Annotated in this window: 13 protein-coding genes; 10 read left to right on the forward strand and 3 right to left on the reverse strand. The window is 46.6% G+C overall.

Annotation, left to right across the window (positions count from 1 at the left end; all coding sequences use genetic code 11):
- The first annotated feature begins 3 nt into the window (after positions 1 to 3).
- The 9 genes from PKH29_11100 to PKH29_11140 all read left to right on the forward strand — a co-directional run bounded on the left by PKH29_11100 (position 4) and on the right by PKH29_11140 (position 8,788).
- Positions 4 to 1,587 carry a 3'-5' exonuclease gene (locus tag PKH29_11100; protein HNX15382.1) on the forward strand — a complete coding sequence of 528 codons (1,584 nt, stop codon included), beginning with the start codon at positions 4 to 6 and terminating at the stop codon, positions 1,585 to 1,587.
- A 152-nt stretch (positions 1,588 to 1,739) separates the two neighbouring features.
- Positions 1,740 to 2,276: an ImmA/IrrE family metallo-endopeptidase gene (locus PKH29_11105; GenBank protein HNX15383.1), complete on the forward strand. Its 537-nt coding sequence runs from the start codon at positions 1,740 to 1,742 to the stop codon at positions 2,274 to 2,276.
- A 2-nt stretch (positions 2,277 to 2,278) separates the two neighbouring features.
- A complete protein-coding gene (locus PKH29_11110) occupies positions 2,279 to 2,557 on the forward strand; it encodes a hypothetical protein (GenBank protein ID HNX15384.1) in 279 nt (92 codons plus the stop codon).
- 101 nt (positions 2,558 to 2,658) lie between these two features.
- Positions 2,659 to 3,135, forward strand: a complete 477-nt coding sequence (locus PKH29_11115; protein ID HNX15385.1) for a hypothetical protein — start codon at positions 2,659 to 2,661, stop codon at positions 3,133 to 3,135.
- A 96-nt stretch (positions 3,136 to 3,231) separates the two neighbouring features.
- Positions 3,232 to 4,071 (forward strand): sugar phosphate isomerase/epimerase family protein, encoded by an 840-nt coding sequence (locus PKH29_11120; GenBank protein HNX15386.1) that lies wholly within the window; start codon positions 3,232 to 3,234, stop codon positions 4,069 to 4,071.
- A 4-nt stretch (positions 4,072 to 4,075) separates the two neighbouring features.
- On the forward strand, positions 4,076 to 5,077 hold the full coding sequence (locus PKH29_11125; protein ID HNX15387.1) for a Gfo/Idh/MocA family oxidoreductase: 1,002 nt from the start codon (positions 4,076 to 4,078) through the stop codon (positions 5,075 to 5,077).
- A 12-nt stretch (positions 5,078 to 5,089) separates the two neighbouring features.
- Positions 5,090 to 5,788, forward strand: a complete 699-nt coding sequence (locus tag PKH29_11130; protein ID HNX15388.1) for a PIG-L family deacetylase — start codon at positions 5,090 to 5,092, stop codon at positions 5,786 to 5,788.
- Between the two features lie 19 nt (positions 5,789 to 5,807).
- A complete protein-coding gene (locus tag PKH29_11135; GenBank protein HNX15389.1) occupies positions 5,808 to 6,746 on the forward strand; it encodes a hypothetical protein in 939 nt (312 codons plus the stop codon).
- 341 nt (positions 6,747 to 7,087) lie between these two features.
- Positions 7,088 to 8,788, forward strand: a complete 1,701-nt coding sequence (locus tag PKH29_11140) for a hypothetical protein (protein ID HNX15390.1) — start codon at positions 7,088 to 7,090, stop codon at positions 8,786 to 8,788.
- A 156-nt stretch (positions 8,789 to 8,944) separates the two neighbouring features.
- Here PKH29_11140 and PKH29_11145 read toward each other — a convergent pair whose 3' ends face one another.
- The 3 genes from PKH29_11145 to PKH29_11155 all read right to left on the reverse strand — a co-directional run bounded on the left by PKH29_11145 (position 8,945) and on the right by PKH29_11155 (position 12,640).
- Positions 8,945 to 10,405, reverse strand: a complete 1,461-nt coding sequence (locus PKH29_11145; GenBank protein HNX15391.1) for a hypothetical protein — start codon at positions 10,403 to 10,405, stop codon at positions 8,945 to 8,947.
- Between the two features lie 160 nt (positions 10,406 to 10,565).
- Complete coding sequence (locus PKH29_11150) at positions 10,566 to 11,402, reverse strand: M14 family zinc carboxypeptidase (protein ID HNX15392.1); 837 nt, start codon at positions 11,400 to 11,402, stop codon at positions 10,566 to 10,568.
- Between the two features lie 485 nt (positions 11,403 to 11,887).
- Entirely contained in the window at positions 11,888 to 12,640 is a 753-nt protein-coding gene (locus tag PKH29_11155; GenBank protein ID HNX15393.1) for an amidohydrolase family protein, read from the reverse strand.
- Between the two features lie 94 nt (positions 12,641 to 12,734).
- On the opposite strand from PKH29_11155, the gene PKH29_11160 reads away from it, so the two are divergent.
- Positions 12,735 to 13,224 (forward strand): hypothetical protein (locus PKH29_11160; GenBank protein ID HNX15394.1); only part of this gene is annotated, 490 nt, incomplete at its 3' end.

The following is a 13,224-nucleotide window of genomic DNA, read 5'->3' on the forward strand; positions in this document are numbered from 1 at the left end:
AAGATATTCGGATTAGATTTTAACGATCTGATGTATTTTACTTTTGCGCTCTTCAGGAAGAAACCGGATATCCGCCGAAAATGGCAGGAGCAGATTCAATATATACTCATCGACGAATTTCAGGACTGCTCGAAACGCGAATACAGGCTGATTAATATTTTGAATGAAGCAAACAAAAATCTCTTTGTCGTCGGTGATCCCGATCAGACTATTTACGGGTGGCGCGGAGCGGATATGAAAATAATCATGGATTTCGATAAAAAGCATCCGGATACCAAAACAATCATATTAGACCGGAACTACCGCTCTACGCCCGAGATCCTTGCAACGGCAAATTCTCTGATTAAAAACAACGAGATGCGGATAGAAAAAGAGCTTTTTTCAAAAATTGAACCCGGCACGCTTCCGGAACACCTGCACGCACCGGATGAGAAAAGCGAAGCCGTAGGGATCATAAAAAGAATAAAAGCTCTGTTATGCGAAGGTTACAGATATCGTGATATCGCGATATTATACCGGGCTGCTTACGTATCACGTTTCATTGAGCAATATTTCACAAAAGAAGGAATACCGTTTGAGATATTCGGAAGCTTAAGTTTTTTTGAACGTACGGAGATAAAAGATGCGATGGCATTCCTTCGGCTTGCCGTGTACGGAGATGACCTGTCATTTCTCCGCATTATCAACACACCGAGAAGAAAAATCGGTAAGACAAAGGTTTCTTATTTAAAAGAGCTTGCGGCCGCGCAAGGCGGTACACTTTATCAGAATCTGAAAAACCATCTTCAGGATGAAATTTTCGCAAATACCGGTGCGGCTCGGTTTGTTTCTGTTATTGAAGAACTTCGCGCCGGAGCAGACAGCGTGAATCCGTCAGAGCTCTTACAATCAGTGCTTTTGAAGTCGGGTTACGAAGAATTTATACGCAAAGACGGCGACATGGACAGACTTGACAACATCGCCGAATTGAAACGTACCGTTGCAATATACGAAGAAAACTACGGTGAATTTCTGCCGCTCAAAGTTTTTTTACAGCAGATATCGGTCGGGTTTGAGAATGAAGCGGATGATAAACGCGACTTTATTAAGCTGATGACGATACATGCGGCCAAAGGTCTTGAGTTCCCGGCCGTTTTCGTATGCGGTATGACCGAAGGCATCTTCCCATCGAGCAGGACAATCGAAGAATGGAGCCAGGCAGGGCTTGAAGAAGAACGCAGGTTATGCTATGTTGCGTTGACCAGAGCAAAAAAGAAACTCTTTTTAACAGAATCAGAAGGTATCGGAAATAATAATCAGAAAACACCATCACGATTTCTTTTTGAAATAGATGAATGTCTCTATACCCGAACCGGCAGTATACCTGAAAACCTTATACGAGAAACAAAGAAAAAGGCTGGTTTACTGAATGAAGCAGATGTACAATCTTATTCGGTTGGAAATTCGGTTCTACATCCGCTATTTGGTGAAGGTCTCATTGAGAGCATTGATGACAAATATAAAGTTTATATGATAAGGTTTATAAAGAATGGCGCGCTTAAATCCATCAGAACTGATTTTGCCGGACTTTCTCCGTTAAAAAAATGACTTATTAAGCAGATCTCGAAATAATCATTTTTTAAAAGACGTACGGCAAGAACAAATAACGCCGGGACCCGTTTACGGGACAGGACTCGATTTATACTATCCTTAGGGGGACTCGTCTTCTCTCAATTTTTCTGCCGAAGAAGGTGAAATTTATGATGATTTCATATGAATCCATCTCTCAAGCCGCTTGCAATGCGATGAGCGGGACCGGTGAGACCGATCCGTTCCGTATCTGCGAAGCGCTCGGCATTCTGACGCTGTTTGAGCCGATGGGAACATTCCCGGGTGCCTGCAAGGGCTTTTTCTTAGCGCAGAGTCGGAAGATGGCCGTCACCGTCAACAGCGATCTGTCGGAGGAACTGCAGCGGATCATCTGCGCGCACGAGCTCGGTCACGCCGTTTTGCACCGCAAAGGCGCCGGGCTGAAGGCCTTTCATGATTTCATCTTGTTTGATACGGTTTCGCATTATGAATATGAGGCAAACCTTTTCGCCGCAGAGCTGCTTCTTCGGGACAAGGAAGTGCTGGCGGCTCTGAATGACGATCTGTCTTTCTTTCAGGCGGCACAGGCGCTGAACGTGCCGGCCGAACTGCTGGACTTCAAATTCCGCGCGATGAAACGCAAAGGTTATAAGCTCGACGCCCCGATTTCGGCGCGCAGCGACTTTTTGAAGAACGTGAAGGGCTGATTATGCCGGAACAAAAGTTTGACGCAAAGGTCTATGTCCGGGTCACCGCCGATTTCTCGGAAGAAGGAGTCATGCTGCCGCGAGAACTGGTCTGGGAAGACGGGGAGCGGTATGCCATTGACCGTGTCATCGATATCCGGCAGGCGGCCGCTTTGAAAGCCGGAGGGCAGGGCGACCGCTACACCGTTATGATTCGAGGCCAAAAGAGTTATCTGTTTTTCGAACGAAGCGCCGATTTGACCGGGTCAGTCATCGGGCGCTGGTTTGCGGAGAGGAAATAAAAGAATTAAAAAATTTTTCATTTCATGTTGATAAAATGCGGGTTTCGCGGGAACTTATCGCCGAACGCGCAATCAAGCGCTTCGGAAAGGTGAAATGAAAAATGGAAAACGTCACATTGGCTCAGGAATTCGACGAAAAGCAGATTCTGATTCAGGCGAGGGAACAATACCAAAAGAAAATCAAAGAGCGGCTGCCGATGCCTTCGCCGGAACGGCTCGAACTGCTGCTCAGCGGAAAACGCTATAAAGCGGGGAAGCATCCCCCGGCCGTCGTGACGGATGAAATCAAAGCGGCGCAATTCGATTTTGCCTGTATGACGGCAAGGCAGCTGTTTGTGAAATGGGAAACCATACAGGACATCAAAATCACAAAACCGACGAAAGCCATTCCCATCGGAACCGTGACGCTTCTGCTTGAGCCCGTAAAGACAAACCATTTGAACGCGGAGCCGTATGAGCATTTTCTTGATATGGTCATGTGCGCGGATTCCATGGTCATTCGGGTGATAAAGGGCGCGCTTTGCCTGTATTTCACGTTTTGTGACATTCTTGTGCCGGAGCGGAAGGAGAGGGGCTGAAGAGCCCGACGGAATGCCGAATAAAGGCATCAATCGGCGTTGAATCTTCAGAACGTCTGATATATAATAAAAGAAACTGAAAAGAGGTGCATTTATTTGAAAAAGGGCATCAGTATCTGGTCGTTTTCACAGGCCTCTCTTGAAACCTGCTTTCAGCTTGCCGAAAAAGCCGGGTTTGACGGAGTCGAAGTCGCTCTCGCCGAAACCGGCGAAATCAATCTCGGGTCAACGAAAAAAGAACTTTTAAAAATCAAAGAAACCGCCGAAAAAGCCGGAATCGAGCTTTACAGCGTCGCAAGCGGCCTTTACTGGACCTGTAACTATACCGCGTCCGATCCGGCGATCCGGGAAAAAGCCAAAGAGATCACCAAAAAGCAGCTTGAAATTGCGTCCCGGCTGGGATGTGACACGATTCTCGTGGTTCCGGGCGCGGTCGGTGTGGATTTTATGCCCGGTACTGAAGTCATTGAATATGACGTCGCCTACGAGCGCGCGTCACAAGCTCTGAAGGAACTTGCTCCTTTTGCGGAGGAACTTGGGGTAACCATCGGTGTGGAAAACGTCTGGAATCAGTTTTTGCTGTCTCCCCTTGAAATGGCCGGGTTTATCGACGGGATCGGAAGCGCTTATGTCGGCGCCTATTTCGATGTGGGGAACGTCATGTACAGCGGATATCCGGAACACTGGATCAAAATTCTCGGAAAAAGAATCAAAAAGGTTCATTTTAAGGACTATCGAAAAGCTGCGGGCGGGCTCCACGGATTTGTGGATCTGCTCGCCGGAGACGTCAATTTCCCCGCAGTGATGAGGAGTTTTTCCAAGATCGGTTATGACGGCTGGGTGACCGCCGAAATGCTTCCGCCGTATAAATTCTTCTCCGAGACGATACTCTATAACACGTCGAACGCCATGGACAAAATACTGGGAAGGACTTGATAAAGTGAAAAAAATAGGACTGATCGGCTGCGGTTTCATGGGCGGCATGCACAGCGCGTGTTATCATGCTATAAAAGAAGCCAAACTTGTCGCCGTCGCGGATGTGAGACCGGAGAAAGCGAAAGAGATCGCGCAAAAATACGGAGCCGAGGCATATTCCACAGGGATGGAACTGATTAACAATGCCGATATGGATGTGATCGATATTTGTCTTCCGACTTACCTTCACTGTGAGCACGCCGTCGCCGCCATGAAAAAGGGCAGGGATGTGTTTGTGGAAAAACCGATCTGCATGAATCCCGAAGAGGGAAAGCTTCTTTTAAAAACCGAAAAAGAAACCGGAGCAAAGGTACAGGTAGGCCTTGTCATCCGTTCCTGGAACGAATATATGTGGTTAAAAGATACGGCTGTTTCCGGAAAATACGGTCGGATCACTTCCGCATATTTCGGAAGATTGAGCCCGAAGCCGACCTGGGCCTGGAACAACTGGCTTCATAATCCCGAATGCAGCGGCACAATGGCACTCGATTTACATATCCACGACATCGATTATATGCGCTATCTTTTGGGCGAACCGAAGAATATTTCTTCTCAGGCAGGAAGAAACGACAAGGGCATCATTGAACATATCTACAGCGTCTTTTCCTATGAAAATGCCGCGGTCAGCGTCGAGGGCGGCTGGGGATTTTCGCAGGAGTTTCCCTTTTCGATGAGTTTTCGGGTGCAGTTTGAAAAAGCAGCCGTTGTTCTGGACGCAAACGGGCTGACCGTATACTGCAATAACGGAGAGGTTTTGAAGCCGGAGATCAAAGAAGAGTTTCGCTTAAACAGCGAGATCGGCGGAAACGTCTCCTCCCTCGGCGGATATTATAACGAACTCAGCTATTTTATCGATTGCCTGGAACAGGGCAAAGAAATTACCAGAGCGCCGTTATGTGAAGCAGTCAAATCGATGGAGCTTGTACTCAAAGAAATTGAAACAGCCGGCGGAATGGTAAAAAAATAGGAGGATTTAAAAATGAAAGTACTTGCGATCGGTGCGCATCCCGATGATATCGAGGTCTCGTGCGCCGGGACGCTTGCCAAGTGCGTAAAAAGAGGAGATCAGGTGACGGTTTGCCATGTCGCGAACGGCAATATGGGACATGTAGTGATCGAGCCGGCGGCATTGCGTGAAATCAGAATCGGTGAGGCAAAAAAGGCCGGCGCGCTTGCCGGAATCAAAGTCATCACCGCGGACATCGGAGACCTTGTGGTAAACGGCAGCGATTTGTCTCAACGGGATAGGATCATGGAGATCATCCGGCAGGAAAAGCCGGAACTGATCATCACCCACAGCCCGACGGATTATATGCCGGATCACGTCGCGGTCAGCAAGCTGGTGTTTGACGCGGTCTTCTGCGCCAGCGTTCCGCACTACGGCAGCAATCCGGCGACGGCGCTGACGCCGCTCTTTTATATGGACAATTTGGCGGGAATGAATTTTCAGCCGACGGAGTATGTCGACATCACGGAGACCTTCGAGACAAAACTTCAAATGCTCGAATGCCACGAAAGCCAGATGAAATGGATGAGAGACCACGATCATATCGACTTTGCGGATTTTGTGCGCACCTGCGCCAAGTTCAGGGGTCTTCAATGCAACTGCGCCTATGCGGAAGCGTTTACCCAGGCCTATGTGTGGCCTAAGGTCGTAACTAAAAGAATGCTGCCGTAATAAAAGGAGGAGAAATACAATGGATTTTTTAACGACCGTGAAAGGTTCTTTGCTTGAAAACTTTTTCCCGAAAGGGTGGGATCTCGCGAAGATAGACGCCTGCTGTGAAAAAGGCGTTCAAAGAGAAAGCTTCTGGAACAAAAGCTTTCAGCCGGTGGAATGTGAAAACATCAATGATTTTGATACTTATATGGGGCATGAGATCGCCTTGCAGATCAAAAAAGCAAAGGATGAGGGCAAAAAGCTTGCGATGATCCTTCCCGTCGGCCCGATGGGGATGTACAAGTGGGCGGTGTTCTTTTTAAAGGAGTGGAACGTCCGCTGTGACCACGTCACGACTTTCAATATGGACGAGTGGGCTGACGGCGAGGGAAACACGCTGCCAAACACCGATCCGGCCTCCTTTGAATACAGCATGAAAGCGGCGTTTTTTGATCCATTGGGGCAATTGACAATTCCGTCCCGGCAGCGGAATTTTGCCACAAGGGAGAATCTGCCGACATATCCCGCCAAGATCGCCGGAATGAAAGAGGAAGGCGCGCGGCTTGTCTTGGTGTTCGGCATCGGAAGAATGTGCCATATCGCCTTCTGGGAGCCGCATTTTGCCGAAGAGTTCGCAAACGAAGCGGAGTGGAAAAAGCAGTGCTTCCGGTTGGGCGCAAAGCTCCATCCGCTGACCATCGAGCAAAATGCCATCACCAGCTTTAAATCCCGCACGACGCTGGTTCCCTGTTGCGCAAACACGATCGGACCGGGTCTGTTTTTGCAGGCAGATACCATCATCGGCGGCGCCGACGGCGCGCTCGGCAGAGGAATGGGCTGGCAGGGCATGAGTTTTCTGACCACGCTGCATTACGGCCCCGATATGAACATCACCTCAACTTACATGCCCACGCTTCCGGGGAAACTGTTTTATCTGAAAGAACTTGCGGGTCCGCTGGCTGCGGAGTGCAATTAAAACTTTATGATCTGTCTTATTTTTAAAACAGTAGATTGCAGACCGAAGAAAAACCCTCACAGAATCATATAAATTGTTTTTCCGGCGGCATGCACGGCGGAAAAACACCTTAACCCGCGCCAACGGGCGCGAAACCGGGGGTCACATAGGGGGTATTGGATACCCCCTATGAAGTGAAGACTTTGTCTTCACGTTATAACCGTTGAAGCAAGTATTTCAGCGGTTTAATTTTTTGGATTGTAAAGCGGCGCATCATATGGTATAGTTTTCTTGAGCGGGTTTGCCCCAAATTATAGGAACGGGAGGTTATCCGTCCGCACAAAAAGACGGGTAAAAAAATAATGAAACAGCATTATCTTCAAATGGTCAGGGGTCTGGATCTCGCGTATGAGAGAATCAAAACCAAGGTCATCAACGACCCGGATCATCTGTTTAACGGCGGCTACGCGGATCTTTACGGGATTCCGGAAACCACAAACGCGGCGGGCATCATGCATAACTTTATCTGCGCCTATTGCTGCAAAGAGAGCAAATATCATCAAAATTCGGAAGTATTGGAACGGATCAACGCCGTTTGCGGCTATATTATGCGTCTGACGAATCCCGACTGCACGTCCAATTTGCTGATTTCGGATTACCATGCGCCGGCGACGTTTGACCTGCTGAGCATTGTCCGCGCCTATCGGATCTTCTTAAAATACGCCGATAAAACCTCGGCGGAAAAGGAAACCGCCCGCCGGGTGCTGACGGTGATCACCCGCCATGCGAAAGGCATGCTGGCGACGGGTTTTCGCACCCCGAATCACCGTTGGATGGAAGCCGCCGCGTTGTTAATGACCCATAATATTCTGGGCTGGCCGGCGCTAAAAGAAAAAGCAGACAAGTATCTGGCCGAGGGTATCGACATCGACGCCTACGGCGAGTTTACCGAGCGCTCGGCCGGCATGTACAACGCGGTCAACGACAACGCGCTGCTGACGATCGCCGAAGAGGGCAATCACCCCGAAATTTATCAATATGTTGAAAAGAATATGAATTTGCTCTTTTCTTATATCGAATGCGACGGCAGTATCTTTACCCAGAATTCCCGCCGCAAGGATAAGGGCGAGGGCTCCGCTTCGGGCAAGTTTTTCCCCGGTCATCCTTATTACTTTTTATATCTCTGGGCGGGGCATGTACTCAAGAACAAAAAGTATCTGAAGTTCGCCGAGGAAATTTTCAACGATTCGGTCGACAACAACCGGGGCGCGCCCAACGCGGTGTGGGTTTATCTCTTGAACCCCGAGTTGATTGACTGGGACTCCGAAAAGGATTTGAAAGACATCGAAATCCCCAAAACCTATTCCGCTTTTTATCCGCTTTCGAATATCTACCGTTGCTGCAAAGAATATTTCAGCTATTCGATTATCGCTAACAATCCGAACTTCCTGTTTGTGAAGTGCGGAGATTTGAATATCTATGTCCGTGCATGTGCGTCCTTCTTTGCGATTGCGCAGTTCGTTCCGACCGAGGTCATCAAGACCGACGAAGGCTACTGCATGGAAATCACAGCAGTCGACGACTATATGCTCCCGTTTGAAACCCCGCCGGCGACTTCGGACTGGTTTGCGATGGACCATTCGTCCCGTAAAAAGGTCTGCATATGTACCTTGAAAATCACGATTGACTTCATTGAGCTGGAGAACGGACTGAAGCTGCGGGTCAGGACCGAGGGCACCGAAAAGGTCCCCTTTAAATTGGAATACGTGGTGATTCCGAACTGCAAAGTGGAAACCCAAAATTTCGTCATGGATGCCCATGGGGGCGAATACATCAGCCTTAAAAACGGGAATGTCCGCCTTGAGCATATCGAAAAAGGCCACACCATTACCATCAAAGGGATGTTCTCCAAACATCTCTACCATACCGCTCTGCGCGGGAGTGTGCCGCAGGTCAAGGACTCGTTCACGATTTACAGCACCGATTTCACGCCCATTGACAGGGAAGTGGAGATTCTCTGCACGATGAGAAAGTCAACCTATACCGACGCGGATAAAATTTAACGGCTGAATCTCCGTAGGGTTATACTAACTATGATCGGGATGACAACCAACCTTAATATTTTGTTTTCATTGTCATTTTCTCTAAATTCATTGGCCATTTATATTAAAAGAATATACAATTCATTTCCAAAAGTAAAGTCCATCATTTGATATTTTTTATGAATATATTTTTATTACATTATTCATATCCTCAAATATTTTGGCAAATTCAAAATCTGTCATTTGCGCCTTATATTTTTCAATTTGATCCAAAGTCCATCTAGCTTTATAAAGTTCAGCCTCCTTAGAATTAATATCATTTCTAAAATTTTCATTATTAAGAGCATATATACCCCGGCTTTCCATCCATAAAAATTCCATTAGATCTACATAAACCACACCAACTAACTCATTCATATCCATTTGACCTAAATATTTATCATACCTACTTTGATTTATACAAATTACGTTTCCATAATCAGTGCTGTCATAAATTGCTCCAGTGGATAAATCTCCTGACCATATTGGCTGTAATCGGTTGGTACAAACCACTATTTGTAAACCATTTTTTTCCACCAAAAGTTTCATAATATTGGGATCAATTTCATCAAGTCTGGCGACAGCTTTTTTGGTGCTTTTGGTAAAAAGTTCATTTAAACCACACTCTCCGCCAGTAACGACAATAAAAGCGGCTTTTTCGGATTTGATTACCTGAAAACTGTTTAAACCTTGATCACTGCCGGTTTTTAGATATTGATTAACCTCGTTAGCATTTAAATTATAGAGGTTTTTTTGATCACTAAAACCTCCATATAATAAAGATTTAAGTCGGTATTCAATTCTTTGTTCTTGAGTGCCCAACATGATGGGATTTTCCAATTCCACATATTTTCCACCACTTAATTGGTAAATAAGTCTGGTGCCATCAGAAAGGCAGATTCCGTTATCTTTATCCCAAACAATCTTTAGTGAGTAAGATGAACTTTGGTTAGTATTTTCGACAATGGATTTGCTTCCACTTTGACTATATTTAGTAATCTTTCGATAACCTGACTTTAAATTATCTGAATTAAAAACATAGGCTTCGCCATTTTGGACATAAACAACATCAGTAGATTTTAAATTGCCTCTGATTTTGTTGATGACACTATTGTTTAAAGCATCTTGGGTGAGTGGTTCTGTGTTTCCAGAAAAAACCACTGTGGCTCCGCAAAATTTATCAGTCAAAGCACAAATATTAGTGTCAGTGTCGTTAGTATATTCACCGCCGGCCATATAAGGCAAAACTTTGGCTCTGTCTTTTTCGGGAGTAGAAGTATATTCCTTGCTGGGGGTTGAACTTTCAACCTTGGAAGAAGTAACAGTGCTGTTTGGTTTAGAACTTACCACTTCACTAGAAACTTTTGATTCTGGGCTGGAACTGTAAACTTCTGAAACTAATTCTTTTGAAGTTTCTTCTGAACTGCTTATACCAGATAAGGTATCACCGCTACTTGATGCGGGTTTACTTTCGCTTAAGCCACTAACTTCACCTTTAAGTGCACAACCACAAGTAAGAAAAATTAAAGCGGCCATTCCGGCAGCCGTTATTCTTTTGGGCTCCCCGCCGTGTGTTCTGTTTTCTCTTTTTTCAATCATGTCTTTCACTGCTCCTCAATTAATCCAACGCTTTGAAAAAATCATATGTTTCAGATTGCACGCCCTGTTTTATTACCGCTTGACACAAATAATTCGCTGTTACTGATAATATCTCATTTTATAAAAAATGTCAAATATTTCTCGATATGCCATCTGGCAATCATTCAGCACATAAATTCACAAATGCATCAATTACTTTTTGCGGATCAGTTTTTGGGCCAGATAATTCTATTAGCGCGACACGTTTTGAATATTTTCTGGCCCAACTGGTAAAATATCCGGGTGTTCCTAAGCAATTGCTTCGGTAGATACCCAAGACATTAAAATATTGACAAAGAGATGAATTTCCGTAGCTGGTTGCAAACCAACCATGGATATCAATGACATCATCCGGTTTAATTTCAATAACTAAATCACGTAGGGCTTGGGATTCCGGGCAAGAAAAAGGAGAAAGAGTTTTGTTAAAGGTTGAAGTTTCTTTTTCCCAACGGTAATCAAAATCTCGGTTGATATCGACGCCCAACGAAACTTGGCATCTGCCCGGACCATTGTCCAGGGAGCCGTCAATTAATCCATCGGGGTTGGCTGAAGGAACTATGTAAAGCGCAGTATTGCAGAGTTGCTCAGGATTTTCGGCGAAATATTCAATCAACGCGTTGCCGATGTCTACCAACGCCTGACCATCATGGGGATAGGAACCTTCAAAGCCATGCAGTTCAAAGGTGACTAAAACTTTTTTCTTTGCATCTACCGGTTGAATCACCATTACATTCAACGGGCGTTCTAATCCACTTTTACCATATTCAATAACGGTAACATTGTCCGGATAAACGACTACATCTGACGGAACATATACTTCTGATGAAGAAGAAACTATATTATTTGGTTTATAATTTTCCGTTTGAGAAGAACCCAATTCAATTGCGCCGGAGGCGGTTGATATTGTTTCCGAACTATAATCTACTGATTCCGGGCTTGTACCGGAAACCTCAGACACGAATCCTTTTGAAGAGTAAACTTCTTCTGAACTGTTTGTACGGGAAAAAAAGTTACTGGAAATTACTGGGGGCGAGGGGGGGGGGTAGATTTACTGCTTATATCACTGTCCCCGGTTTGTAGCGCGCAACCACCGGTAAGAAGCGTTAAAGCGATCATATAGGCAGCTATTATTCTTTTGAACGCCTCGCTGTGGGTTCCGTTCTCTCTTTTTACCATGTCTTCCACTTCTCCTCAATCAACTCAATGCTTTTGACAGAATCATAGGTCTCCGATTGCACTGCTTGTTTTATTACCACTTAATAATTCGCTGTTAATGATGGTATATCATTTTTTCAAAAATGTCAAATATATCTATGAATCAATCATTCATGATTATCAAAGACCGACAGCGGAAAACCACCGCACCTTATCGGATGAAGCCCCACCAAAAAAAGACCTTGTTCTTCGGAACAAGGTTGGATTGAGCAGGTGCGTTGAATTCATTCAACAGGAACCCTTCTGTCTTCTATCCAGCATACGCAGTGCGTTTTTATAATAAATCAGCTCTTTTTGTTCACCTGTCAGCGCTGCTTCCTCCACCTGACCCAGATTGACCAGATAGGAACCCGGCATATCAGAGCCGAAGAGAATCCGCTCTGCGCCTAATTGCTCGACGGTATAATTCAAATCGTCGCCCCGGAAAATGGAGCCGGAGAAGTCGGTCATGACGTTGGGGTAGTCCCTGATTGCCCGTACCCCGTGATAGCAGTTGCCTCCCAGATGAGCCATGACCAGTTTGGCCTCGGGGTATTGTTTGGCGAGGGCTGCGACGTGTACGCCGGTAGACTCATGGGCATACTGACCGACGGATTTTTTCCAGGCGTGCAGCATCACCGGGATATTGTAGGCGATACACTGTTCAATCAGCGGGAAGACCTTCGGGTCGTCGCAGGTGGTGGCGATCCAGAGCTTCATGCCCGACATCCCGTACTCCTCGATCCCCTGCCGCAGCACCGTCAGCGCGTCGGGGTTGGAGGGGTTGACATAGACAAAGCCGTAAATCAACTCCGGTTGTTCCCGCATGAACCGAACGACGCCCTCATTGAGAAAGCGGATTTCCTCTTCGTTCGGGTAAACGCACTCCACGCTGGAGACGCAGAGCTTGTCTATCCCGTACCGCTTGCAGGCAATGAGCAGGTTTTCCTTGTCCTTTTGCCCGTTGCCGCCCCAGATATGGGCATGAAAATCGATAATCACGGGAATCCTTCCTCTCATATATGAATGAATATATTGAAATCAACACCAGGTTGGTGCTACAATAGCCGCAGGAACGATTCGGAGGACAAGCGGCATGGAGATTTTTGATGCGGGCTGCTTTTGCGGGAACTGGCCTTTTCGCAGAATCAGAAACAATACTTTGGAAAAGATGCGCCTGCTCCATCGGCAAAACGGCGTGACGGGCGGCTGCATGGCCGCGCTTGAGGCGGTGTTTTACAACGACCCCGCCGAGGCCGATGAGGCGCTTCAAAAACAGCTGGCCGGTTCGGAATACCGCCCGGTGTTGACCGTGAATCCGACCCTTCCGGCGTGGGAAAAGGACATGGAGCGGGCGGCGGGGAAATTCGCAGGCGTCCGGCTTTATCCGGGTTATAACGGATACAGCCTGAAAGACGAATCTGTGTTTCGCCTCTGTGAGCTTGCCGCAGAGTTGAAACTGCCGGTGACGATCTCGCTTCGGATGGAGGATGAGCGGAACACCTACATTTTTCAGCCCCGAAAGCTCGAAATCGATGAGATTGACGTACTCATCAATCATCAAATGGACTGCACGATCATTCTCT

The sequence above is a fragment of the Oscillospiraceae bacterium genome (assembly GCA_035353335.1).
GTDB lineage: Bacteria > Bacillota > Clostridia > Oscillospirales > JAKOTC01 > DAOPZJ01.

What these genes read in the sequence shown, in the direction of transcription:
- PKH29_11130 (HNX15388.1), top strand. Translation starts at nt 5,090, where the DNA reads ATGAAAGTACTTGCGATCGGTGCGCATCCCGATGATATCGAGGTCTCG.
- PKH29_11105 (HNX15383.1), top strand. Translation starts at nt 1,740, where the DNA reads ATGATGATTTCATATGAATCCATCTCTCAAGCCGCTTGCAATGCGATG.
- PKH29_11140 (HNX15390.1), top strand. Translation starts at nt 7,088, where the DNA reads ATGAAACAGCATTATCTTCAAATGGTCAGGGGTCTGGATCTCGCGTAT.
- PKH29_11135 (HNX15389.1), top strand. Translation starts at nt 5,808, where the DNA reads ATGGATTTTTTAACGACCGTGAAAGGTTCTTTGCTTGAAAACTTTTTC.
- PKH29_11115 (HNX15385.1), top strand. Translation starts at nt 2,659, where the DNA reads ATGGAAAACGTCACATTGGCTCAGGAATTCGACGAAAAGCAGATTCTG.
- PKH29_11145 (HNX15391.1), bottom strand. Translation starts at nt 10,405, where the DNA reads ATGATTGAAAAAAGAGAAAACAGAACACACGGCGGGGAGCCCAAAAGA.
- PKH29_11110 (HNX15384.1), top strand. Translation starts at nt 2,279, where the DNA reads ATGCCGGAACAAAAGTTTGACGCAAAGGTCTATGTCCGGGTCACCGCC.